Below are 23289 nucleotides of genomic sequence, written 5' to 3' on the forward strand. Positions count from 1 at the left end.
GCATGCGCGGTACGCCCCCGGCCGGTCCGCCGGGCCGCGCTCACATGGTGTTGACGATGAGGCCGATGTGGGTGAAGTAGTTGAGCCCGCCGAAGAGCAGGAAGGCGAGTCCGGCCAGCGCCCACACGACGCCGACGACCGGGACCAGCCAGGTCCTGGGCCGGCGCAGGGCGAACGGGAACAGGAGCGCGCCGATGCCCACGAGGACGTACAGCCCGGACATGAAGCTCGCTTCGAGCATCGGCCAGTCGGCGAACTCCCCGGAGATGGGCTCCTCGGGCGGGGCGGCGAAGAGGGTGTACTTCCATCCGGCGGCGGCGATACCGAAGCAGGCGAGGCCGAGTCCGAAGACGAAGAGGGAGATGGGGGCGGCGACCCTGGCCGTGCGGACGACGCGGTCGGGGTCGTCGGCGAGTTCACCGCCGCGCTTCCAGAGGTAGAAGCACGCGGCGAGGAGGAACACGCCGAAGGCGAGCGCCGGTTCGCCGAAGATGATGTTGTCGAACGGGAAGCCCTGTCCGGCGAGGGGCCAGGTCAGGGTCATATGGAGGCCCGTGGTGACCAGCGTGAAGCCGAGGGCCCCGAAGGCCAGCACCCAGCCGTCGGGGGTGATGGTGCGGCCCGGCGTGAGGAGTTGACGCCCCAGGGCCACCACGAGCAGCAGCCCGGCGCCGGCCGCCACCGACATGATCGTGTTGTACGTCGGCATCTGGTTCCAGTCGATCTTCAGACCGGATGCCGCGAGGGGGGTGAGAGGGGGGATCATGCGCGGAGCATAACGCCGCATATGCGCCATTCAGGGCACATATGCGCCTGCGTCGAAACGCCGCGTGCGCCGCACCACTTGCCGGACTGTGTGCTTGTCGGACACCGCGCGGGTCGCCACGGACGGCCGGACGGTCCCGGAGATCGCGGCAGAGGTGCTGACCGTCACGGGCTGGCCGGCACGGGCCGGGGTGCGTTGAGGCATGCGAGCGGGGTCTCCCGCGGGAGCAGTCCGGCCGCGCCGTCCCACTCGCCCGCGCGGACGAGCCCGTGGATCTCGTGCGCGAGCCCGGTCACGTCCCGTACGGACACCGTCCACTCGTCGGCGTACCGCCGCGCCGCCTCGCCGCTCAGGCCCAGCTGGAGGGAGCGGTACGGGAGCGGATCGAGGCGCAGGTCGCGCTCCGGGTCCCACTGGACGCGGGCGGGGGCGCTGCGGAGGGCGCGCTTCCATGCGGCCTGATCGGAGTGAACGCCCCTGACGTAGTGCGAGAGTTCGGCGTTCTCCAGCGCCCACGCGAATCCCTCGCGGGTGATCTCCACGGCGAGAACGGTCTCCTGCCCCTCCTTCGTCCCCCAGCCGCAGCGGTACATCATCCACAGGAAGCTCGGCTTGATCCAGGTCATACGGTCGCGCTTCCAGGCGGCGGGGAACCGTCCGTCCCGCGCGGCGGGCAGACCGATGGAGGGCGGGTAGGCCTGGTAGACGGTGACGGTGGAGGCCGAGTGCCGGGCGCGGATCTCGTACGGGGGCGGAACGTTCATGGACCCCAGGGTGCGGGAGGAGCGCGCGCCCCGGCATCCGAATATCCGGAACGGCCACGGCGGCCACGGCGGCCACTGCCCCACCCGCCACCGCCACCACCGCCGGCGAAAAACATTTCCCATTCTTGGCAATTCCCCAAGTCATATGAGGCCAGGGGCCGTTGTAGGCTGCGGCGTCGCACGCACGGGCCCGAAGAGGTGGGGGGTACGGCATGGTGGTGGTCAATCCTGACCTCGGCACGCCCGATGACGACGGGCTGAAGAAGCTGGCCGCCGACCTCGACGAGATGCAGCGTCATCTCGACAGCCAGGTCCGGCGCATGGACGGAGTGGTGGACCGCATCCAGGCCCGCTGGCAGGGGCCCACCGGGACGGCGTACCGCACCCTGCACAACGGCGCGGCCCGGGACGCGGTGCGGATCCGCGAGACGTTGCGCGTCCTGGAGGAGGCCGTCCGCCTCAGCCGTGACGGCTTCACCGAGCAGGAGCTCGACATCCTCGCCCGGATGCGCCGGGTCCAGGACGACACGGACGTCGCACGTGAGGCGGACGCGCTCCAGTCGCCCGCCCCCGCCCCGGAACCCGGCCCGCGCAGTCGCGTTCACGACCTGTAGGAGGAGAGCCGTACGTGACCGACGCCGAGCACATAGCCGTCGACTTCCGCACGCTGCAGCATCTGGCCGGTGAACTGGAGGACATCCTCAAGCAGTTGAACCAGCGGCTCGCCCTGCTGTACGAGCGGACCGAGAAGGTGGTGCTCACCTGGGACGGCGAGGCGCGGGAGGCGTTCGTCTCCTCGCTGGACCGCTGGAGCACCGACATGGCGGACCTCCAGGCACGGCAGGCCTGGCTGCACGAGGTCGTCACCACGGCCCACACCAACTACAGCTCCGCCCACCGGGCCGTCCTGCGCGGCTGGGGCGCCGCCTGATGACCTCCTCGCCGCCGCCCCCGGGGACCCCCGGAAGCCCGCCCCCGCAGGTGCCCCAGCCCGGCTCGACCCCCCACGTTCCCCAGCCGGGCTCGACGGCCCTGCCGGGCCAGGGCGGCATGCCGGCCACGCCCCAGGCGCCGGGGCTGCCCGAGCCCAGCCCCGGGAAGCTGGTGGACCCGCAGGGCAAGGACATCTCGCAGCACGACACCGGGTCGGCCAAACGGGCACTGGTCAAGGAGGTCGAGGATCTCCGGCCCGCGGCGGGCCCGGGGCCCGGCCCCGGTGGAGGTTTCGACGTCCAGCCGCCGCACCTCTACTACACCTCGTACCTGATCCGGAACCTCCAGTTCGCCTTCAAGGAGCACCCGGACCGCCTGCTCGACTCCCTGAGAGGCCACGGCCACGCGTGCGGCACGGGCAGGGGTCCCTCGGCCTTCACCACCGCGTACGACAAGGTCTGCCGTCTCTACCTCCAGGTCTGGGCGAAGTCGGTGGTCTCCATCGGCGGCGCCTCGGTCGGTCTGACCATGACGTCGAACAACTACGTGGCCGCCGAGTACGCCTCCAACCCGCAGGCAGGCCCTCCCCCGGCCCCCAAGGCGTTACCCGGCGTGATCTCCAGGGCCCCGTCGTACGGAGACGTCACCGGCCTCGGCTGGCACGACGGCGGGGGCGGCGGTCCGCTGGGCGACCAGATCGTCGACGGCGCCGCCGAGATCGTGTCCTTCATCGGGAAGATGCTGCTGCGGCCGATCCTCAAGTACGCGCTGCGGCACGGACGCGTCGCGGAGATCACGCCCGGCGGGGACGACTCCGAGCTGCCGAAGGTGGCGCAGGCCTGGCGGCAGATCGCGGACGACGCGCGGAAGTCGGGCGGCGACCTCGACGGCGCGATCGGCTACATCACCAACAACGCGCCGGGCCAGGACGAGTGGCAGGGTGCGATGCACCAGTTCTGCTCCAGCCTCTGGGGCACCACCCCCTACGGCAACGCGAATCTGCACAACCGCAGCTGGAAGCACGACGGCCGGCAGCAGCCGGTGCTGAGCGTCCTCAGCGACTCCGCGCGGGAGATCGCCAGGGCCCTCGACGAGTTCAAGACCAAGGTGTCGCGGGTCCGGCAGGAGATCACGGACGTCTACAAGCAGGCCGCCAAGGACCTCGTCGACCACGAGTCGTTCAAGTCGGCCGGGGAGACGATCTTCAAGGTGGTCGGCGCGAACATCGTCGGTCTCGCCGAGCAGTTCATCGAGAACATCGACACCAACCGCCTCAATGCGGCCGTCGATGCCTACAACCGGGAGACCGAGGCCCTCGCCGACATCCTGCTGGCGCTCGAACCGGCCCTGAACGAGGCCCTCCTCAGCGCCCCCACCTACGAGGCGGAGGAGGCGCGGGCGCAGGCGATCGGCGCGCGGGCACTCGACGAGTTCAAGCAGCCCGCGAAGTACACCGTGCCGGGAGGCTCCGCCACGGCCCACGCCTACCCCATCGACCTGGCGAACCAGGAGAACATGGCCGGCTCCCACCCCGTCGACAAGCACGTGGGCAAGACGGACGAGCAGCTGCAACAGCGGCTGCGCGACGACCTCAAGGCCAACGGGGAGATCAGGCCGTCCGCCGCGTCCACGTACGCCACCCTCGCCGATGCCCAGCAGATCACCCAGGCGGTCATCGACAAGGAGAGCCCGCGGATCGCCGCCTGGCTCGCGGGCAACCCGCCCGGCAACACACTGCCGCTGCCCCATTACGACGCCCCGGACGACGCGGTGACCGGCAGGACGGTCCCCAAGACCGGTCCGCACACCTACGGCGCCCCGACCTACGCGACCGGCGCGAAGGTCATCCTTCGTAGACTGCCGGGCAGCAACCCTCCCTCCTTCGTCGTGCTCACCTCGTACCCGGACTAGGAAAGGCCCCGTGGCACCGTGACAGACACCGAGCCCCGCACCCCCGCCGACTGGTGGCTGCGGCACCGCGGCCCGGCCCTGCTGCTGGAGGAGCTGGACCTCGCCGCGGCGGCACGCTGCGAGAACGCCGAAGAGGCGCGCGTGGTCCTGGAGCTGGGGGTCGCTCAGTACTGCCGGCGGCAGTGGCTGCTGCCCGCGCTCACCGCCCGGCAGCCGCAGGAGACCGCGTACTCCCTGCGCCGGGTCCTCGCGTACGGCCGGGAGCATCCCGCGTTCGGTGTGCTGGCGCGGACGGTCCCCGCCCGGATGCGGTCGGGGATCGGTACGGCGGAGCTCTTCGGCATCCTCTGCGAGGCCATCGAGTCGGAGACCTGGCGCGATGCCGAGGACGCCGGAACGGGGGCCGACGCCGGCACGGGCGACGGCCCCGGCTTCCGGCCGGACAGCCGGATCGGGATCAGCGGCTGCTTCCCGCTCCTCGTCGAGTTCTCCCAGGCGTACCTGGAGGTCTCGGACGGCGAGGAGGTCGACGAGGTGATCGCGGGCTACGTCGCCGGATATCACCCGCGGCACTGCGGCTGGATCCTCCCCGGACTCGTCGGTGAGGCCCACCGGGCCATCGCCACCTATCCCACCGAGGAGCTGATGAGCGAGGCGTTCGACCGTACGCTTCCCCTCGCCTCAGTGTCCGGATCGACCTGGGCGCAGTGGTTCGGCCGCCTGGCCGGCGAGCTGACCCGGCACATGAAGGAGCAGCATGCGCACGCGTAGCGCCACCTACCCGGACCGGGAGACCGCGCAGTGGGCGACCCAGATGGTCGTGACCCGCAACGACCAGGCGGTGCACCGGTGGCTGGCGCAGTCGACGCGGCAGCGGCTCACCATCGAGGCGTCCTGGCCCTCCCGGCCGGAGCCGGTGGGCCGGGTGCTCCTCCAGGCGATGATGCTGGCGGGGCGCGGAGCGGTCGATGTGCGGGCCGCACGCGTGATCCTGAAGCGGTCCGCGTCCTCCCCGCACGGCTTCACCGTGCACGCCACCTTCCCGATCCTCCTCTAGAGGCAGGCCCACGTGCCCCTGACACCCCTGCAACACGACAGTTCCTACGGCGAGTTGGACCAGGTCCTGCACGCCTACGCGGGGCTGGGAGCCGACGACACCCCGGAGCGGCCGAGCGAGGCGCTGGCCGCCTATCTGCGGCACACCTGGCACACCCGGCCGCACGCCCTGGCCGCCGCCGAGGCACAGCTGCGCTCCTACGCCCGCACCCCGCCGGGGCCGCTGCGGCTGCGTCTGGGGGAGTTCTATCCGGTGCCCGACGTGGGGCTGGACGAGGACGCGGTCCGGGACTGGCTGCTGCTGCTCGCCGACCATCTGCGGCGCAGCATCGAGGCGGGCGAGGTCCCGCCGCCCTGCGCCCCGCGGACCCACTGGGAGTGGCACGCCCGCTTCCCCGAGCTGGGGCAGTTGCTCGGCGGCTGGTTCTCGCAGGACATGCCGGACGAGTCCGAGGACCATGACGCGGCGCTCCAGGACTATCTGGACACGACCGACCGCTCCCTGGTCACCCGGCTGGCCGGTGAGCTGCACGAGCTGCTGGCTCTCGGCCTGGACGAGGGCGAGTACACGGTGGGGCTCACCGAACTCGGCCTGGAGGTGGATCCGCCGGACTCCTTCAGCCACGGCGCGTGGCTCGTCGCGCTCGCCCACGCCGTCCTGGCGGCCGGGGGTACCGGCCGCCAGGAGTAGCGGGGCCGCGCGGGCGGCGGGGCCGTCCCGCTTACAGGACGACTTCCGCCTTGTACGTGCGCAGCCAGGCGTCGAGCTGGAGGGTCGTCTCCAGCGCGGCGCGGCTCATGCCCTCCTCCAGCGCCGTGGTCCCGTCGCGGCGCAGTGCGGACCTGAGGTCCGACGAGACGAGCGGGCCGAGCGGGCTCGACCCGTCGAGCAGGACGTCCGACAGGCGCTCGCGGAGCCCCTGGTTGTACGCCGCCGCCCGGATCGAGGGGTACGGCGTCTTGACGCGCTGGGAGATCGCCGTGGGCAGCAGGTCCTTCATGGCGGCGCGCAGCAGGCTCTTCTCGCGTCCGTCGAAACTCTTCATCGCCCAGGGGACGTTGAAGGTGTACTCGACCAGCCGGTGATCGGCGAACGGGACCCGGACCTCCAGCCCGCAGGCCATGCTCATGCGGTCCTTCCGGTCGAAGAGCACCTGGGCGTGGCGGGTGAGGGCGAGGTAGGTGGTCTCCCGGTACCGGGCCTCGGCGGCGTCGTCGAGGTGCCGGCCGGCGTCGATCTCCGCGACGGCGCTGCTGTGGCAGTCGCGCTCGTAGGTGTCGAGGTCGAGCTTGGCCATCAGGTCGGGGCTGAAGAGGATGTCGTTGCCCTGGTAGTTGTGGCGGCCCTCGTGGACCCACGGGAACGTGGTGGAGAACACCGCGTCGGGGTCCCGCTGCCAGCGGTAGCCGCCGAACACCTCGTCGCCGCACTCACCGGAGAGGGCGACCGTGGAGTGGCGGCGGACGATGCCGAACAGCATGTGCAGGGAGGCGTGTTCGTCGCCCTTGGCCAGCGGGAGGTCGTACGCCCGCAGGACCGAGTCGCGCAGCTCGGGTGCGAGCAGGTCCGGCGCCTTGAGCGGGAGTTCGCTGTGGTCCGAGTCGACGTGTCCGGCGAGCAGCCGGGCGTAGATGTGGTCCTCGTTGGCGGCGCTGCCCGCGCTGCCGTCGAGGTCGGGGTCGCTGACCGAGCAGGACCTGATGCGGCCCCGGCCCTGTGCGCGGGACGCCTGGGCGGCGAGTGCGGTCAGGGAGCTGGAGTCGAGCCCGCCGGACAGCAGGGTGCACAGCGGTACGTCGGAGACCATCTGCTCCTCGACGACGGCGCCGAGGAGGTCCCGTACGGTGCTGATCGTCCGGTCGAGCGGGTCGGGGTGCTCGGCTATCGCCAGCTGCCAGTAGCGCTCCTCCTTCACGCCCGCGCGGCTGACCCGTACGGTGCAGCCCGGGGGCACCTCGCGCATGCCGCGGAACATCGCGTGGCCCGGGACCTTGGCGACGGAGAGAATGTCGCGCAGCCCCTCGGTGTCCAGGACGGGCCGGAACCCGGGGTGGGCGAGGATCGCCTTGGGCTCGGACCCGAACAGGACGCCGGAGTCCGTCTCGGCGTAGTACAGGGGCTTGACGCCCATGCGGTCGCGGACGAGCAGGAGTTCCTCCCGGTCTGCGTCCCAGGCGGCGAAGGCGTAGATGCCGCGCAGACGTGTGGCGCAGCCGGCGCCCCACTGCTGGAACGCCCTGAGCACGACCTCGGTGTCGCTGCGGGTGGTGAAGGAGTGTCCCAGGCTGCTGAGCTGGGTGCGGAGCTCCTGGAAGTTGTAGGTCTCACCGCTGTAGGTGAGGACGGCGCGGGTTCCGGGGGCCGTCCCGGCGGCCATGGGCTGGCAGCCGCCCTCCAGGTCGATGACGGACAGGCGCCGGTGCCCGAGGGCGACGTGGGTGTCCGTCCACAGGCCGCCGGCGTCGGGGCCGCGGCGTTCCATGGTGGCGGTCATGGCGTGCGCGATGTCGCGGTCCACCGGTCGTGCGAAGTCGACCCATCCTGCAATGCCGCACATGTGAATACTCCTGGGAGATACGGGTGTTGTGGTGCCGTGCGCGTGTGTGGCGGTCCGGGACTACAGGCGTTCGACGTGGGCCCGGGGGCGCGCGGTGCCCCGGGTGTCCAGCAGCAGCGGCGCGTGCTGTTCGATCACGTCGATGTCGTACTCCTTGTGCTGCTGGAGCAGGATGACGAGATCGGCCTGGGCCAGGGCGGTCGGCAGGTCGGCCGGAGCGGCCGGCACGGGTGTGCCGTCCACCTCCCACGTGGGTACGTGCGGGTCGTGGTACGCCACGTCGGCGCCGAGCGAGCGGAGCCGGGTGACGACGGCCCTGGCCGAGGTCTCGCGCTGGTCGGCGATGTCCGCCTTGTACGTCACCCCCAGCAGGAGCACGCGCGAGGTGCTGAGCGTCCGGCCCTTGCGGTCCAGCAGGTGCTGGGCGCGTTCGACGACGTACCGGGGCATCCGGGTGTTGATCTCCTGGGCCAGTTCGACCATCCGGAAGGGGTAGCCCAGTGTGCGGACCTTGTGGGCCAGGTAGTTGGGGTCGATGGGGATGCAGTGGCCCCCGACGCCCGGACCGGGGCGGAACGCCTGGTAGCCGAACGGCTTGGTGGCCGCGCAGGAGATCGAGTCCCAGAGGTCGATGCCCAGTTCGTTGGAGAAGATCGCCATCTCGTTGACCAGGGCGATGTTGACGTGCCGGTAGGTGTTCTCGATGAGCTTGGCCATCTCGGCCTCGCGGGTGCCGGCGGCCTGGACGATGCGGTCGACGACCTTGCCGTAGAAGGCCGCCGCGACGGTGGTGCAGGACGGGGTGTGCCCGCCGATCACCTTGGGGGTGTTGCGGATGTTGTAGTGCTTGTTCCCGGGGTCCACGCGCTCCGGGGAGAAGGCCAGGTGGAAGTCCTGGCCGGCGACGAGGCCGGAGCGTTCGAGGAGGGGGCGGACGATCTCGTCCGTGGTGCCGGGGTAGGTGGTCGATTCGAGGACGACGAGGGTCCCGGGACGCAGGTGCCGGCTGATCGTGGCGCAGACGCTCTCGACCATGGCGAGGTCCGGTCCCCCCGACGGGGACAGCGGGGTGGGGACACAGATGACGACGGTGTCCGTGTCGGCGATCACGCTCTCGTCGGTCGTGGCGGTGAAGCCCTGGGCACGTATACCGACGACCGCGTCGTCGTCGATGTCGTCGACGTGGGAGATTCCGGTGTTGAGGCGGGCCACGGTGGTGGCGTCGCGATCGAGACCGATGACTTTCATACCGGATCGGCCGGCTTCGACCGCGAGCGGAAGACCGACATAGCCGAGGCCGATGACCACGAGGTCACTGCGCACAACGTTCCCTTTCAGCGTGCGGGAAGAGCGGGACAGCGGTGTTCACACCGCGCGGGCGCGGACTGCCAGGGCGGCCACCAGGAGCGGTGGCGCGAGCAGGAGGGCGAAGGCGACGGCATAGCCGTCGAGCGCCGTCGCGCCGGAGGAGATACAGGCGTTGAGCACGCCGGAGGCCATGGCCAGCACGACGACCTGGCCGAGGTTCATGTTCGTCTGCATGGCGCTGGTGGTGTGGCCCTGCCGGTGCGGGGCGCTGTGCCCGAGCGACAGCACGGTGACACACGGATCGAGCAGGCCCATGCCGACGGCCGCCAGGGGCATCGCCGCCAGAGCCGTGGCCGGGGGGCCGAAGCAGCCCGCGACCGCGAGCGCGACGGAGGCGGCCATGATCAGGGCGCCGACGACGACCAGCCGGTGTCTGGCGACGTCCTGGAGCAGCTTGCCCTGCACCCAGGAGGCGCCCGCCCACAGCACCGCCGAGACGGTGAACGCCACACCGACCGTGACCGGCGCCACGTCCCGCTCGGTGATGAGCATGAGCGGCACCAGCGCCTCGATGGTGAAGTACGACCCCGAGGTCAGACCGCGCAGCAGCACCGTGGTGGGCAGACCGCGGGCGCCGCGCCAGGTGCCCTTCGGCAGCAGCTTCGGGGCGAAGACGACCAGGAGCGCGAGGCCCGCGGCGACGAACAGGAGGTGCCGCACGCTCCAGCCCGACACCCCGTACTGTCCCAGGGCCGCGCCGAGGCTGAGGAGCGCCGCGACCAGGAGCGGGGGGCGGGCCGCCCGTTCCTCCTCCGGCGGCAGGTCGGCCGGCCCGGCGGCGCCGTCCTCCGCCGGTCTGCGCAGGACGGCCATCAGGGCGACGGCGGGCAGGGCGGTCAGTACGGCCAGGCCGTAGAAGACGGCGCGCCAGGACCACCAGTCGGCGACGACACCGGCCAGCGGCGGCCCGACCAGCGACGGGACGACCCAGCTGGCGCTCATCAGCGCGAGCATCCTGGGCCGCAGCGACTCCGGGTAGGACTGGCCGATCGCGGTGGTCACGGAGACCGCGACCATGCCCGCGGCCAGACCGTCCAGGAACCGGCCGGCGGCCAGCTGCCACACGGACACGCTGGAGGCGGACACCAGCAGGGTCACGACCGACAGGACGATGCCGAGGGCCAGCGGGCGCCGGGCACCCGACCGGTCGGCCCAGTGCCCTCCGAGGACACCGCCGAGCAGGCTGGCCGCCACGAAGCAGCCCGCCACGACCGGGAACAGGGAGACCCCGTCCAGGTCCTGCACCGCCGTCGGCAGGGTGGGCACCACCGCGAGGGCGGCGAACCCGGTCAGGAACATCACCACGGCGAACGTGGTGGTGGCCGCCGCGTACGGCCGGGAGAAGATCCCGGCCTCGGCGTCCCGGGAGTCGAGCGTGTGCTGTTCGTCAGTCAACGGGACCTCGTCGTCGTGGCCTGGGCGTGAGCGTGTCGTGCGTGTCGCAGGCCAGCCACTGGGCCAGGGCCCGAGCGCCGTCGTGCACCGCGGCGGTGGGCTGCCACCCGGTCTCCGCCGTGATCAGCCCGGTGTCCATGACGGGCGCGTGCGGCTGCTGCGCGGGGGCCTGCTCCCATGCGGTGCGGCGTGCGGTGAGCGCCGCGAGTTCGGCGAACTCCGTCTCGTCGAACTGCGCCGAGGCCACGTTGTAGACGGCCGTCGACGCGGGGCGCGCCAGTACGGCGGCGAGTGCGCCGGCCAGGTCCCGGTGGTCGAGGATCTGGTGGCGGCGCCCGTCGGTCAGCCGCATCGGCCTGCGGGTCCAGGCGTCCAGCATCCAGCCGGCCAGTACGCCGTCCAGGGGCGCGTGCGGGCCCACGAGTTCGGCGGCGCGGAGGATCTGGACGGCGGCGCCGGTCTCGGCGCCCCAGTTCCGGCAGGCCTGTTCCTCCTGGCGCCGGGCGAGGGCGGCCGCGTCGAGCGGCCGGTCGAGCGGCAGGTCTTCCGTGTGGTTCCCGCCGGGCTCCCCGCGGTAGACGGCCGCCGAGCCGATGTGTACCAGCCGCCGGACACCGAGCTTCTCGGCGTCGGCGAGCAGATCCGTCAACGGGTAGGCGGTGTCGTCCGTTCCGCCCGGACTGACCACGGTGGTCGCGTTCGGGTACCGCTGCGCGTCGAGGCGCTCCGCGTGGGCCGCGTGCACCCCCGCGTCGCGCAGCAGGCGGGCCAGCTGTCCGGCGAACGCCCGGTCGCCGCCGGTGACCACGACCTCCGCGGTCGCGTCCGGCTCCCCGGCGCGGGGTGCCGCGGAGACGGCGCGGTGGGCCGCGCGCCCGGAGGCGAAGGCGTCCAGGGCCAGCCGGCGGATCAGGGGGATCATGTCCAGGAGTTCGGCGCCCGTGTACTCCTCGCACAGGCCGCCCGGCCCGAGGGAGTTCATCACGGCGTCGGCCACGGCGGGGTCCGGGTCCTCGGCGCTCAGGCCGTCGAACACGGCGCCGGTCGCGAAGGCGGTCAGCCACACCTGGCGGCGGACCCGGTCGGGCAGGTCCGGGGCGTCCGCGGCGGCGAGGTCCGCGTCACTGCGTGCGAGGAGGCCTTCGCGCAGCAGGTACCGGTGGGTCTCCAGGTACTCCCAGTGCGCTCCGTAGCGCACCGCGCACTTGGCCTCCCCGTACTGGTAGAAGGGCACCACGGTGAAGGTGGCGCAGTCGCCGGTGGCGGTCGCGGGCGTCCGCTCGCTGAAGAAGGTGGCCCGCCGCCAGCCGTGGGTGCTGTTCCCGGCGAGGCTGGGTACGTCGTCGTGGTCGACGGTGCTGGGAACGCCGATGCGCACGGGGATGCCGAGCGACTTGAGGTAGCGCTGGATGACGACGTCGTAGGGCCAGCCGTCCCCGTGCTCCGCGGCGAACCGCGCGTATCCGCGGGCGGCTTCGGCCGGGAGCATCAGCGCGAGCGAGGGGACGTGTTCGTCGATGGCGTACGCCCAGGACGCTCCGGTGAGCGCGCCCAGCCGGACGACGCCGCTGTTCCGGCCTTCCCAGCCCTCGTAGAAGGCGACGGCTTCACCGGGAACAGCGGCGGCGACCTCTTCCGCATACGCAAAGAAGTTGTCCGCCATCAGGATGTCGTCCTGGAACACGACATGGTGGGTGGCGTCACCGCCTACACAGCTCCACGAGGGATTCGCGGTGCGCAGTGCGGTGGGCGGGCCGGATGGATCAGGGTCGGTGATGACCTGGATCCGGCCCTGCGGATCCTTGGCCGCGATGTGTTGTGCCGCGTCGATCCGCCTGGGGTGCGTCATGACTGCGCCGGTCAGAGAGACAGCGTTCACCGCTTGCCTTCCGGTCGTTTGGATTCCGGTCCGGTGTGTGCGCCGGCCCGGCAAGGAGAAAAGGTGTCCATGGTCTTCCGGCAGGCAGCACTACGCCGTGCGGTCGAGCCGGCGGCCGCCTCCGCGCATCCGGAATCCGTTGACGGATTCTCCGGGGATGCGGGGCGCGGGCCTGTGCGGTCGAATGCGTCAGCCTTCGGACGCGTCGGAGTTGCGTACCTGACGCACGTTCTCCTTCAGCCCGTGATCCGCGCCTTGTTCCCGTTCGAGCTGAATCATGGAGGCGGGGCGGTAGTTCAGGATGTACGCCCGCCGGGTTCCGTCGGTGGTGTTGCCGCGCGACGAGTGCAGCGTGGAACCGGAATGTGCCACGCCCTCCCCGGCCCGCAGCGGCACCGCGGTGGCGCCCGGCTCGTCCTCCGAGCAGTCGCACTCGATGTTCTTGCCGTCGCTGGTGGGCCGGTGCGGCCTCAGCGGCTGCAGGTGGGAGCCCTGGACGTACCACATGCACCCGTTGTCGAGGTGCGCGTCGTCCAGCGCGACCCAGATCGAGACGGCCCGGCGGTCGGGCATGTCGACCCAGTACGCGGCGTCCTGGTGCCACGGGGTGGGGACGCCCGAGTTCGGGCCCTTGTGGATCATCATGTCGAAGTCGAGTTCCGCGTCGTCGCCTATGAGTTCACGGGCGACGGACAGGGCCCGGTCGTGCAGCGGCAGATCCCGCAGCGGCGGATGGAGCGCCGACGGCCACATGATCTGCGTGATGTTCTCGCGGACTCCCGCTTTCCGGGGCACATGCGAACCGAGGTCCGATCGCTTGTCCCCCGTCGCGATGTCCCCACTCAGAAGTCGGTCGTACAGTTCGCGATAGAGCGCGAGCTCGTCGTCCGAAAGAAGTTCCCCGACAGCAGTGAATCCGTCAGATGTGAACTTCTGCTTAAGTCCGGAAACTACCGGCGTGGCCACAGTGAACAACCCCCCTCACACCCCCTCCCCGCGTCGCGGCGGAGCGCAGAAGAGGGGGAAGACCGTCATGGAGTACCAGCCCAGACCCCACAAGTTGGTCTGGACCTTTGGGCAACGAGGCAGGAATCTACGGAACCGGCCACCCAAGGTCAACCACCTGGAATTGGCCAAGCGAAGGTCTGAAAATTGCCGTTTGATTTCGGCCTACTCGGTGATCTCGACATTTGCGCCCGGAAAGTCGGGCCTCCGAATTCGGCGGATCGGATTCCCGTGGCGCGGAAAGGATCAAGCGGCTACGGTTCAACGCGCCGCCGGTCCGCCGACCCGGACAACTCCCGTCCGTCACCGACAAGGAGCACCGTGAGCGCCCCATCCAGCCCGCCGCGCGTACACGCCGCGATACGTCGCAACCCCTACGGCTACATGCTCAGCGACGCCGAACTCACCGAGCTGCTCACCGATCTGGGCCGGCGCCGCGCCGCGAGCATCCAGCGGAACCACACCGCGGCCGCCGGTGAGGCGCCACGCGGCCCGTATCCGCGTCCGGCCATGGGTTTCGTGATCCTCGACCCCACCGCGGACGCGGCCACCGGCCACACCGACGCCGTCCTGGCCGCGCTCACGGTCGGGGAACAGGCGGCGGCGTTCCTGCCGAAGGCGGCCGCCAAGGCCGCCGCCCACCGGCGGATCGGCCACAACAACGGATCGGCCGCGCACACCGACCCGCACCTCATGGGGAGCGGGGCGTTCCGCTACGGCCACTCGGCCGAGGTCCGCGGTGTGATCGTCGCCGCCAGCTCACAGAGCACCGACCAGGACCTCTACGAGGCCTCCCGGCTGGCCGCCGAACTCGTCGAGGTGCTCGGGGAGCGCCATCGCGCGTACGAATGGCGTCAAGGCGAAACGGACTGGCTCGCCCCGGAGGACCGGGTCCCGGAGATCTACCGCGAGATGGTCGCGTGGTTCCCGGACGACGCGCCGGGCGCCGGAGCCTGAGCGGGCGGGCCGGAGCCCGAGCGGGCGGGCCGCGCCCGGACCCGCGCACGCCCGAGCCCCCACCCGGGGGTGCGGGCAGGGGCTCGGCCGGAAAGCGGCGAGTCAGCGGCGGGTCCGTGGTCCGCCGACGCTCGGCGGCCGCCTGGGCTCAGTGGTTGCGGGGGAATCCCAGGTCCACGCCCGAGGGGGCGTCCGCCGGGTCGGGCCAGCGGGTGGTGACCACCTTGCCCCGGGTGTAGAAGTGCACGCCGTCGTTGCCGTAGATGTGGTGGTCGCCGAAGAGCGAGTCCTTCCAGCCGCCGAAGGAGTGGTACCCCACCGGCACCGGGATCGGCACATTGACGCCGACCATGCCGGCCTCGATCTCCAGCTGGAAGCGGCGGGCCGCACCGCCGTCGCGGGTGAAGATCGCCGTGCCGTTGCCGAACGGCGAGGCGTTCATCAGGGCCACGCCCTCGTCGTACGAGTCCACGCGCAGCACGCACAGGACCGGGCCGAAGATCTCGTCCCGGTACGCGTCGGAGTCGGTGGAGACGTTGTCCAGGAGCGAGAGGCCGATCCAGTGGCCGTCCTCGAAGCCCTCCACCGTGTGGCCGGTGCCGTCCAGCACCACATCGGCGCCCTGGGCGGCGGCGCCCGTGACGTAGGAGGCGACCTTGTCCCGGTGGGCGGCGGTGATCAGGGGGCCCATCTCGGACGTGGGGTCGTTGCCGGGACCGATCTTGATCTTCTCGGCGCGCTCACGGATCTTGGCGACCAGCTCGTCGCCGACCGCGCCGACCGCGACGACCGCCGAGATCGCCATGCAGCGTTCACCCGCGGAGCCGTACGCGGCCGAGACCGCCGCGTCGGCCGCGGCGTCCAGGTCGGCGTCCGGCAGGACGAGCATGTGGTTCTTCGCACCGCCGAGCGCCTGGACGCGCTTTCCGTTGGCGGAGGCGGTGGCGTGGATGTAGCGGGCGATCGGGGTGGAGCCGACGAAGGAGACCGCGGCCACGTCCGGGTGGGCCAGCAGGCCGTCGACCGCGACCTTGTCGCCGTGCAGGACGTTCAGGACGCCGTCGGGCAGCCCCGCCTCGGCGGCCAGCTCGGCCAGCAGGTTGGCGGCCGAGGGGTCCTTCTCGCTCGGCTTCAGGACGAACGTGTTGCCGCACGCGATGGCCAGCGGGAACATCCACATCGGCACCATGGCCGGGAAGTTGAACGGCGTGATGCCCGCGACGACACCGAGCGACTGCCGGATCGAGGAGACGTCGACCCGGCTGGAGACCTGGGTGGACAGCTCGCCCTTGAGCTGGGTGGTGATGCCGCAGGCCAGCTCGACGATCTCCAGGCCGCGGGCGACCTCGCCCAGCGCGTCGGAGTGCACCTTGCCGTGCTCGGCGGTGATCAGCGCGGCGATGTCGTCGCGGCGGGCGTCCAGCAGGGCGCGGTAGCGGAACAGGACCGCGGTGCGGGTGGAGAGCGAGGACGTGCCCCAGGTCGCGTAGGCGGCCTTCGCGGCGGCGACCGCGGCGTCCACCTCCTCGGCCGAGGCGAGCGCGACCCGGGTGGTGACGGCGCCGGTGGCCGGGTCCGTCACGGGGCCGTAGTTGCCCGACGTGCCCTCGACGGTCTTGCCACCGATCCAGTGGTCGACGGTCTTCGTCATTGCGTACTCCTTCAAGCTGTCAGAGGTGGCGGCGTCGGGCTGCGACATGGCGGTCGTACTCCTCGCGGGCCTCGACCGCCGACGAGCGGGTCGCGGTCTCGGCTACCGGAACATCCCACCACGCCTGTGCCGGAGGAGGGCCCGACACTGTGTCGGGCGTTTCGGTCTCGACGTAGACACAAGTGGGACGGTCCGCGGCACGGGCCTCCGCGAGCGCTTCGCGCAGGTCGTGCACGGTGCGGGCGCGCAGCACCCGCATGCCGAGGGAGGCCGCGTTGGCCGCGAGATCGACGGGCAGCGGCTCGCCCGTGAAGCCGCCCGCGCCGTCCCGGCGGCGGTAGGCCGTGCCGAAGCGCTCACCGCCGACGGACTCCGAGAGACCGCCGATGGAGGCGTACCCGTGGTTCTGGAGGATGACCAGCTTGATGGGCAGGTCCAGCTGGACGGCCGTGACGATTTCGGTGGGGTTCATCAGATACGTACCGTCGCCGACGAGCGCCCAGACCGGGCGGTCCGGGGCGGCGAGCAGGACGCCGATCGCCGCCGGGATCTCGTAGCCCATGCAGGAGTAGCCGTACTCGACGTGGTACTGGTCGCGGGAGCGGGCCCGCCAGAGCTTGTGCAGGTCACCGGGGAGCGAGCCGGCCGCGTTGATGAGGATGTCGTCCTCGGTGACCAGGGCGTCGAGCAGGCCGAGGACCTGGGCCTGGGTGGGGCGCGCCGCGGGGTCGGGGGCGGCGAGGGCGGTGTCGACCCGGTGCTCCCAGCGCTCCTTGGCGTCGGTGTACTCGGTCTCGTACGCCGGGTCGACCCGGTAGCCGCGCCCTGCGAGGGCCGCGCCGAGCGCTTCGAGGGCGGTGCGGGCGTCGGCGACGAGCGGGAGCGCGGCCAGTTTGTGGGCGTCGAAGCCCGTGATGTTCAGGTTGAGGAAGCGGACAGCGGGGTCGGCGAAGAGCGTGCCGGAGGCGGTCGTGAAGTCGGTGTAGCGGGTGCCGATCCCGATCACCAGGTCCGCGGTGCGGGCCAGTTCGTCGGCGGTGGCGGTGCCGGTGTGGCCGATGCCCCCGACGTCGGCCGGGTGGTCGTGGCGCAGGGACCCCTTGCCCGCCTGGGTGGAGGCGACGGGGATCCGGGTGGACGCGGCGAAGGCGGCGAGGGTCTCCTCGGCGGCGCTGTGGTGGACGCCGCCGCCCGCGACGAGGAGGGGGCGGCGGGCGGAGCGCACCGCCCGTACCGCCTGTTCCAGTTCGTACGCGTCGGGGGCGGGCCTGCGCACATGCCAGTCCCGTTCCGCGAAGAACTCCTCCGGCCAGTCGTACGCCTGCGCCTGCACGTCCTGCGGCAGCGCCAGGGTGACCGCGCCGGCCGTGGCCGGGTCGGTGAGGGTGCGCATCGCCCGGAGCGCGGCCGGGATCAGGGCCTCGGGGCGGGTGATCCGGTCGAAGTAGCGCGAGACGGGGCGCAGACAGTCGTTGACCGACACATCGCCCGCGTGCGGGACTTCGAGCTGCTGGAGTACGGGGTCGGCGGGCCGGGTCGCGAAGGTGTCGCCGGGCAGCAGGAGGACGGGGAGATGGTTGACGGTGGCGAGCGCGGCGCCGGTGACGAGGTTGGTGGCGCCGGGACCGATGGACGTGGTGACGGCGTGCGCGGAGAGCCGCCCGGACTGGCGGGCGTACCCGACGGCGGCATGCACCATGGCCTGCTCGTTGCGCCCCTGGAGATAGGGCATCCGGGAGCCGGTCTCCAGGAGCGCCTGCCCGATCCCGGCGACATTGCCATGGCCGAAGATGCCCCAGGTGGCGTCGATCAGCCGCCGGCGCCGCCCGTCGCGCTCGGTGTACTGGCGGGCCAGGAACGCGACCAGGGCCTGAGCCGTGGTCAGTCTGCGGGTACGGGGCGGGGTGCGGTCGCTCGGGTTCGTCACCGGGCATCCTCCGGGCCGTAGAAGGGAAGTCGGGGATCGACCGGCAGATCCGGCCAGGTGTCACGGATCCAGCCGTGGTCGGGGTGGTCCCGGATCAGCCACTCGCGCCGCCCCGGCCCCGCCATCACGTTCAGGTAGTAGAGGGTGCGGCCGGGCGGTGCGATGGACGGGCCGTGCCAGCCGTCGGGGATGAGGACCGCGTCCCCGCCCCGGACCTCGGCCAGGACATCCGTACCGCCCTCGCGGGAGGGGGAGACCCGGTGGTAGCCGAGCCCGTCGCCCTCCACCTCGAAGTAGTAGATCTCCTCCAGCTGCGACTCCACACCGGGGTGGTGCTCGTCGTGCTTGTGCGGCGGGTACGAGGACCAGTTGCCGCCGGGGGTGAGCACTTCGACGGCGATGAGCCGGTCGCAGTCGAAGGCGTCGGCCGCGGCGAAGTTGTTGACCTGGCGCGAGCAGTTCCCGCTGCCGCGCAGTTCGACGGGTACCTCCGGCGCGGGGCCGTAGCGAGCGGGGAGTCGTCGCTCGCACTTCGCTCCTGCCAGGGCGAAGCGGCCTCCCGCGCCGGAGGCGATCTGTGCGTGGGCGTCACGCGGTAGATACGCGAAATCGGTCACACCGCTGAACACACTTTCCCGGCCCAGCAGTTCAAAGATGTCACCTGCTGTGTGCACCGTACAGCCGCCGGTCAATGGCAGCACGATCCATTCACTCTCCCCGGTGACAAGCGTGTGAACACCGCCGGGCGCCAGCTCCAGCACCCGCAGGCTCGACCAGCCCCATCCCGCGCCGTCGGGATCGATGTCGAGGGCATAGGGGCCGCGCGCCGCGCCGCCGGCCCGCACATGGCGGTCGTGGAACCGTACGCGCTGCCGGCTGCCGTCGCCGTCCCGGCTGCCGTCGCCGTCCCGGCCGCGCTCGCTGTCGTGGTGCGTCGTCGTCATGCCCGGTTCCCTACCCTTCGGCAGCCGTCTACAGCAGCGACACGGCGGTGTCGACGGCCCCCGCCACGTCCCCGTCGACCGGGTAGAGCAGCGAACGCCCCACGACCAGCCCCTGGACGGTCGGCAGCCGCAGCGCCGTACGCCATTTCCCGTACGCGCCGTCGAGGTCGTCGCCGACGTCGCCGCCGAGCAGCACGGCGGGCAGTGTGGAGGTCTCCATCACCCGGGCCATGTCGTCGGGGTCCTCGGTGACCGGGACCTTGAGCCAGGTGTACGCGGAGGTGCCCGCGAGCCCGGAGGCGATGGCGATGGAGGTGGTGACGGCGGCGGCGCCGAGGTCGGTGCGCAGCCGGCCGCCGGCGCGGCGGCAGAGGAACGGTTCGACGAAGACGGGCAGCCGGTGCGCGGCCATCGCGTCGATGGTGCGGGCGGCGCTGTGGAGCGTTTCGAGGGAACCGGGGTCGTCGTGGTCGATACGGAGCAGCAGCTTGCCCGCGTCGAACCCGAGGCGGGCCAGGTCGGCCGGACGGTGACCGGTGAAGCGGTCGTCCAGCTCGAAGGCGGCGCCCGCGAGTCCGCCCCGGTTCATGGAGCCGATGACGACCCTGTCCTCCAGGGCGCCGAGCAGCAGCAGGTCGTCGAGGATGTCGGCGGAGGCGAGGACGCCGTCGACTCCGGGCCGGGAGAGCGCGAGGCAGAGCCGTTCGAGCAGCTCGAACCGGTTGGCCATGGCGAGTGCGCGGTCACCGACGGCGAGGGCGCCGCGCGCCGGATGGTCCGCCGCGATGATCATCAGCCGGCCGCCGGTACGGATGAGGGGGCGCCGCTGCCGCCGGGCCGCGGCCTCGGCCACCGCCTCGGGGCGGTGCGCCCGCAGCCGCACGAGATCGGAGACGGAGGCGGCGGGGGGCATGGGGGTGAGGGGCGGCGGCGTCATGGGGTCGCTCCGGTCTCCGGTGCCGCGCCGCCGCCCGACGTGACGGCGCCGTCGGCCAGGGCCTGTTCCACTTCGTACGGGTACGGCATCGCGGACGAGCAGGCGAGGCGGGAGGCGACGATGGCCCCGGCGGCATTGGCGTACCGCATGATCCGTTCGGTCTCCCACCCGGCGAGCAGCCCGTGGCACAGCGCCCCGCCGAACGCGTCCCCGGCACCGAGGCCGTTGACCACGCGCACGGGCAGGGGCGGCACTTCGACGGCGGTCCCGTCGCGGTGCACGGCGAGGACCCCCTCGGGGCCCTGCTTGACGACGGCGAGCTCCACCCCGGCCGCGAGCAGGGCGCGGGCCGCCGCGTACGGCTCGCGCTCCCCCGTCGCGATCTCGCACTCGTCGAGGTTGCCGACGGCGACGGTGGCGTGGGCGAGGGCCTCGCGGTAGCGGGCGGGCGCGACACTGCCGTGGTCACCGTCGTCCCAGAACATGGGGCGCCAGTCCAGGTCGAAGACGGTGGCCGTGCGGAGCCCGGAGGCCGCGGCCGGACCGGCCGTACCCGCACCGCCCGTCCCCGGGTCGCGGGCGCGGAGTGCGGCGAGGGTCGAGGTGCGGCTCGGTTCGGCGCTGAGGCCGGTGCCCGTCATCCAGAAGATCCGGGCGGCACGCACCGCCGCCAGGTCGAGTTCCGGCAGCCTGATCTCCAGATCGGGCGCCTTGGGCTGCCGGTAGAAGTAGAGGGGGAAGTGGTCCGGCGGGAAGATCTCGCAGAACGTCACCGGGGTCGGGTACTCCTCGACATCGCTCACCCACCGGTCGTCGACCCCGAACTCACGCAGCTGGTGGTGGAGATACTCGCCGAAGGCGTCCCGTCCGGTACGGGTGATCACGGCCGTCCGGCGGCCCAGGCGCGCGCCCGCCACCGCGACATTGGCCGGGGAGCCGCCGAGGAACTTCCCGAAGGTGTCGACCTGGGAGAGCGGTACACCGCTGCGCAGCGGGTAGATGTCCACCCCGATCCGCCCCATCGTGATCACGTCGTACGGCTCAGGCATACGCGTCCCTTCGGCCCGCTGCGACCCCGCTCCGACCGCGCCCCGCGCCCTCCCGCCGCCGACGCCCGGCCGCGACCGGATGGGCCCGGTCCAGGTCTAGCCCTCCCCCGGAGCCCTGTCAACATTTTGTCCGGACATTCGGACGAAGCCTTGACACCTCTTCACGAGGGCCGGAAGGTGGGCGATATGGCCCCCTCCGCACCGCCTCCGGCCCGCATCCGCATCGGCTCGGCACCCGATTCCTGGGGAGTGTGGTTCCCCGACGATCCGGGACAGGTGCCCTGGCACCGCTTCCTCGACGAGGTGTCCGAGGCCGGTTACGAGTGGATCGAGCTCGGACCGTACGGCTATCTGCCGACCGATCCGGCCCGGCTCACGGACGAGACCCGCAGCCGCGGGCTGTCGGTCTCGGCCGGCACCGTCTTCACCGGATTGCACCACGGACCGGACGTCTGGGACCGGACCTGGGCGCATGTCGCGGACATCGCGGCGCTCACCCGGGCCATGGGCGCGGAGCACCTGGTGGTCATCCCCTCCTTCTGGCGCGACGACAGAACGGGCGAGGTGCTGGAGGACCGCACGCTCACCGCCGCGCAGTGGCGCGACCTCACCACCCAGACCGAACGGCTGGGCCGCGAGGTGCGCGACCGCTACGGCCTGCGGATCGTCGTGCACCCGCACGCGGACACCCACATCGACGGCGAGGAGAACGTGAACCGCTTCCTCGACGCCACCGACCCCGCTCTGGTCTCGCTCTGCCTGGACACGGGGCACTACGCGTACTGCGGCGGGGACAGCGTCGAGCTCATCGAGACCTACGGGGAGCGGATCGGCTACCTCCACCTCAAGCAGGTCGACCCGGAGATCCTGGCCGGCGTCGTGGCGGACGAGGTGCCCTTCGGCCCGGCCGTGGCACGCGGGGTGATGTGCGAACCGCCGGGCGGGGTGCCCGCGCTGGGGCCGGTCCTCGATGCCGCCCGCGGCCTGGACACCGAGCTGTTCGCGATCGTCGAGCAGGACATGTACCCGTGCCCGCCCGAGCGGCCGTTCCCGATCGCTCGCCGCACCCGCGACTACCTCCGCACCTGCGGCACGCCCTCGCGGCCGCTCTGAGGCAGGCCGCTCCGGGACAGGTCGCTCCGGGACAGGCCACTCCGAGACGGGCCCGGGGTGCGGACTTCCCGGGCCCAGGCCCTCCGGGGCCGGTCTCAGACCCCCGTACGGCCGTCGATGCGCTCGCGGACGATGTCGGCGTGACCGCAGTGGCGGGCGTACTCGCCGATCATGTGGGTGTAGATCCAGCGCAGCGTGACCCGCCCGCCCATGAAGGGACTGGTGTCGTCGAGGGCACGGGCGGCGCAGTTCTCCCGGGCGCGACGGATCTCGGTCTGCCACACGGTCAGCGCCGTCCCATAGGTGGCGCCTTCACCGAGGACGAAGCCGCCGTCGTCGCCCGTGATTCCGGCGCCCGATTCGGCACCGGCACCGGTCTCCGCCCCGGGCTCTTCGGGAAAGATCGGCGGGGCGTCCTCCTGGGCCAGGACCCGGCGGAACCAGTTCCGTTCGACCTCCGCCATGTGCCGCACAAGGCCGAGCAGGGTGATCGGCGAGGGCTCGCTGGACGCCTCACGGAGCTGGTCCTCCCCCAGCCCGTCACATTTCTGCGCGAGGGTGGCGCGGTAGAAGTCGAGCCAGGTCTCCAGGGAGACCCTCTCATCGGCTTCCAACGGGGGCATGGCGCGTTCCGGGACAGTCATGGCACCCAGCCTGGCACGAGGGTCCGACAGAGGGCCCCGGCCAGAACCGGAGACACCACTCATCCCGTCCGTCATCGAAGTCACCTCTTCGTCACATATGTCACCACTTCACGGGTGTTTCGTCACAGTCGCTCAACAGCCCCACCCCGCCTGCCGCTCGGTGGTGCTCACCGGAGCACAGGCTGAGCGCGCAAGGAAGCGCAGAGAAGTGCAGTGAAGTGCAGAGAGGCGTCACCGATGACGGACAGAACGCTCTGGTCCTACAAGGACATTGCCGCGCACATCGAGGTCCAGCCGGACACCGTTCGCTCGTACCGCAAACACGGCCTCCTTCCCCCGCCCGACCAGGTACGGAACGGCAAGCCCCACTGGTACGGGGACACCGTCCACGCCTGGGTCGCCGCCCGCCCCCGCAACCGGAGCCGCTGACAC

The 23289-nt window shown here is 71.8% G+C and carries 22 protein-coding genes; 9 read left to right on the plus strand and 13 right to left on the minus strand.

Going from position 1 to position 23289, the window contains the following annotated elements:
* Positions 1–40: 40 nt before the first annotated feature.
* Positions 41–766: a DUF981 domain-containing protein gene (locus OHA98_RS32715; protein ID WP_266931115.1), complete on the minus strand. Its 726-nt coding sequence runs from the start codon at positions 764–766 to the stop codon at positions 41–43.
* A gap of 164 nt (positions 767–930) precedes the next feature.
* Complete coding sequence (locus OHA98_RS32720) at positions 931–1530, minus strand: DUF4291 domain-containing protein (protein ID WP_266931116.1); 600 nt, start codon at positions 1528–1530, stop codon at positions 931–933.
* Positions 1531–1742: 212 nt separating this feature from the next.
* Between OHA98_RS32720 and OHA98_RS32725 the strand changes: the two genes are divergently transcribed.
* The 6 genes from OHA98_RS32725 (at position 1743) to OHA98_RS32750 (ending at position 6121) form a co-directional block, all read left to right on the plus strand.
* A complete protein-coding gene (locus OHA98_RS32725) occupies positions 1743–2144 on the plus strand; it encodes a WXG100 family type VII secretion target (RefSeq protein WP_266931117.1) in 402 nt (133 codons plus the stop codon).
* 14 nt (positions 2145–2158) lie between these two features.
* Positions 2159–2461, plus strand: a complete 303-nt coding sequence (locus tag OHA98_RS32730) for a WXG100 family type VII secretion target (RefSeq protein ID WP_266931118.1) — start codon at positions 2159–2161, stop codon at positions 2459–2461.
* Positions 2462–2580: 119 nt separating this feature from the next.
* Positions 2581–4374: an RNase A-like domain-containing protein gene (locus tag OHA98_RS32735; RefSeq protein WP_266931120.1), complete on the plus strand. Its 1794-nt coding sequence runs from the start codon at positions 2581–2583 to the stop codon at positions 4372–4374.
* Between the two features lie 18 nt (positions 4375–4392).
* A complete protein-coding gene (locus tag OHA98_RS32740) occupies positions 4393–5145 on the plus strand; it encodes a hypothetical protein (protein WP_266931121.1) in 753 nt (250 codons plus the stop codon).
* A complete protein-coding gene (locus OHA98_RS32745) occupies positions 5132–5431 on the plus strand; it encodes an RNase A-like domain-containing protein (RefSeq protein ID WP_266931123.1) in 300 nt (99 codons plus the stop codon). Before OHA98_RS32740 ends, OHA98_RS32745 begins: the two co-directional genes overlap by 14 nt.
* A gap of 12 nt (positions 5432–5443) precedes the next feature.
* Complete coding sequence (locus tag OHA98_RS32750) at positions 5444–6121, plus strand: contact-dependent growth inhibition system immunity protein (protein ID WP_266931124.1); 678 nt, start codon at positions 5444–5446, stop codon at positions 6119–6121.
* Positions 6122–6152: 31 nt separating this feature from the next.
* On the opposite strand, the gene asnB is transcribed toward OHA98_RS32750, so the two are convergent.
* From asnB to OHA98_RS32775, 5 genes are all read right to left on the minus strand, one after another.
* Positions 6153–7988 carry an asparagine synthase (glutamine-hydrolyzing) gene (gene asnB / locus OHA98_RS32755; RefSeq protein ID WP_266931125.1) on the minus strand — a complete coding sequence of 612 codons (1836 nt, stop codon included), beginning with the start codon at positions 7986–7988 and terminating at the stop codon, positions 6153–6155.
* 60 nt (positions 7989–8048) lie between these two features.
* Entirely contained in the window at positions 8049–9311 is a 1263-nt protein-coding gene (locus OHA98_RS32760; RefSeq protein ID WP_266931126.1) for a nucleotide sugar dehydrogenase, read from the minus strand.
* A gap of 42 nt (positions 9312–9353) precedes the next feature.
* Positions 9354–10751 carry an MFS transporter gene (locus tag OHA98_RS32765; protein ID WP_266931128.1) on the minus strand — a complete coding sequence of 466 codons (1398 nt, stop codon included), beginning with the start codon at positions 10749–10751 and terminating at the stop codon, positions 9354–9356.
* A complete protein-coding gene (locus tag OHA98_RS32770) occupies positions 10744–12630 on the minus strand; it encodes an NAD(P)-dependent oxidoreductase (protein WP_266931130.1) in 1887 nt (628 codons plus the stop codon). Before OHA98_RS32770 ends, OHA98_RS32765 begins: the two co-directional genes overlap by 8 nt.
* A gap of 189 nt (positions 12631–12819) precedes the next feature.
* The gene (locus tag OHA98_RS32775; protein WP_266931131.1) at positions 12820–13596 is read right to left on the minus strand and encodes a phytanoyl-CoA dioxygenase family protein; all 777 of its coding nucleotides are present in this window, start codon (positions 13594–13596) and stop codon (positions 12820–12822) included.
* A 360-nt stretch (positions 13597–13956) separates the two neighbouring features.
* On the opposite strand from OHA98_RS32775, the gene OHA98_RS32780 reads away from it, so the two are divergent.
* Positions 13957–14592 (plus strand): hypothetical protein, encoded by a 636-nt coding sequence (locus OHA98_RS32780; protein WP_266931133.1) that lies wholly within the window; start codon positions 13957–13959, stop codon positions 14590–14592.
* Positions 14593–14740: 148 nt separating this feature from the next.
* Here the strand turns inward: OHA98_RS32780 and mmsA are convergent, their stop codons facing one another.
* The 5 genes from mmsA to iolC are packed head-to-tail and all read right to left on the minus strand — an operon-like array spanning position 14741 to position 21100.
* A complete protein-coding gene (gene mmsA / locus OHA98_RS32785) occupies positions 14741–16243 on the minus strand; it encodes a CoA-acylating methylmalonate-semialdehyde dehydrogenase (RefSeq protein WP_266931135.1) in 1503 nt (500 codons plus the stop codon).
* A 19-nt stretch (positions 16244–16262) separates the two neighbouring features.
* The gene (iolD, locus tag OHA98_RS32790) at positions 16263–18170 is read right to left on the minus strand and encodes a 3D-(3,5/4)-trihydroxycyclohexane-1,2-dione acylhydrolase (decyclizing) (protein ID WP_266931137.1); all 1908 of its coding nucleotides are present in this window, start codon (positions 18168–18170) and stop codon (positions 16263–16265) included.
* Positions 18167–19114, minus strand: a complete 948-nt coding sequence (gene iolB / locus OHA98_RS32795) for a 5-deoxy-glucuronate isomerase (protein ID WP_266931139.1) — start codon at positions 19112–19114, stop codon at positions 18167–18169. Before iolB ends, iolD begins: the two co-directional genes overlap by 4 nt.
* A gap of 28 nt (positions 19115–19142) precedes the next feature.
* Entirely contained in the window at positions 19143–20051 is a 909-nt protein-coding gene (locus OHA98_RS32800) for a deoxyribose-phosphate aldolase (RefSeq protein WP_266931141.1), read from the minus strand.
* A complete protein-coding gene (gene iolC, locus OHA98_RS32805; protein WP_266931143.1) occupies positions 20048–21100 on the minus strand; it encodes a 5-dehydro-2-deoxygluconokinase in 1053 nt (350 codons plus the stop codon). The genes OHA98_RS32800 and iolC overlap by 4 nt, the downstream gene beginning before the upstream one ends.
* Before the next feature lie 186 nt (positions 21101–21286).
* Here iolC and OHA98_RS32810 point away from each other — a divergent pair, with 186 nt between their 5' ends.
* Positions 21287–22213 (plus strand): sugar phosphate isomerase/epimerase, encoded by a 927-nt coding sequence (locus tag OHA98_RS32810; RefSeq protein WP_266931145.1) that lies wholly within the window; start codon positions 21287–21289, stop codon positions 22211–22213.
* 95 nt (positions 22214–22308) lie between these two features.
* Here OHA98_RS32810 and OHA98_RS32815 read toward each other — a convergent pair whose 3' ends face one another.
* On the minus strand, positions 22309–22857 hold the full coding sequence (locus OHA98_RS32815; RefSeq protein WP_266931147.1) for a DinB family protein: 549 nt from the start codon (positions 22855–22857) through the stop codon (positions 22309–22311).
* Between the two features lie 237 nt (positions 22858–23094).
* Between OHA98_RS32815 and OHA98_RS32820 the strand changes: the two genes are divergently transcribed.
* A complete protein-coding gene (locus OHA98_RS32820) occupies positions 23095–23286 on the plus strand; it encodes an AlpA family transcriptional regulator (protein ID WP_266931149.1) in 192 nt (63 codons plus the stop codon).
* Positions 23287–23289: the final 3 nt, after the last annotated feature.

Origin of the sequence: Streptomyces sp. NBC_00654, assembly GCF_026341775.1 — a bacterium.
Lineage (GTDB): Bacteria > Actinomycetota > Actinomycetes > Streptomycetales > Streptomycetaceae > Streptomyces.

Coding starts and splice junctions, on each gene's coding strand:
- OHA98_RS32820 (WP_266931149.1), top strand. CDS start 23,095: ATGACGGACAGAACGCTCTGGTCCTACAAGGACATTGCCGCGCACATC.
- iolB (WP_266931139.1), bottom strand. CDS start 19,114: ATGACGACGACGCACCACGACAGCGAGCGCGGCCGGGACGGCGACGGC.
- iolC (WP_266931143.1), bottom strand. CDS start 21,100: ATGCCTGAGCCGTACGACGTGATCACGATGGGGCGGATCGGGGTGGAC.
- asnB (WP_266931125.1), bottom strand. CDS start 7,988: ATGTGCGGCATTGCAGGATGGGTCGACTTCGCACGACCGGTGGACCGC.
- OHA98_RS32720 (WP_266931116.1), bottom strand. CDS start 1,530: ATGAACGTTCCGCCCCCGTACGAGATCCGCGCCCGGCACTCGGCCTCC.
- OHA98_RS32745 (WP_266931123.1), top strand. CDS start 5,132: ATGCGCACGCGTAGCGCCACCTACCCGGACCGGGAGACCGCGCAGTGG.
- mmsA (WP_266931135.1), bottom strand. CDS start 16,243: ATGACGAAGACCGTCGACCACTGGATCGGTGGCAAGACCGTCGAGGGC.
- OHA98_RS32800 (WP_266931141.1), bottom strand. CDS start 20,051: ATGACGCCGCCGCCCCTCACCCCCATGCCCCCCGCCGCCTCCGTCTCC.
- OHA98_RS32735 (WP_266931120.1), top strand. CDS start 2,581: ATGCCGGCCACGCCCCAGGCGCCGGGGCTGCCCGAGCCCAGCCCCGGG.
- OHA98_RS32815 (WP_266931147.1), bottom strand. CDS start 22,857: ATGACTGTCCCGGAACGCGCCATGCCCCCGTTGGAAGCCGATGAGAGG.
- OHA98_RS32715 (WP_266931115.1), bottom strand. CDS start 766: ATGATCCCCCCTCTCACCCCCCTCGCGGCATCCGGTCTGAAGATCGAC.
- OHA98_RS32810 (WP_266931145.1), top strand. CDS start 21,287: ATGGCCCCCTCCGCACCGCCTCCGGCCCGCATCCGCATCGGCTCGGCA.
- OHA98_RS32725 (WP_266931117.1), top strand. CDS start 1,743: ATGGTGGTGGTCAATCCTGACCTCGGCACGCCCGATGACGACGGGCTG.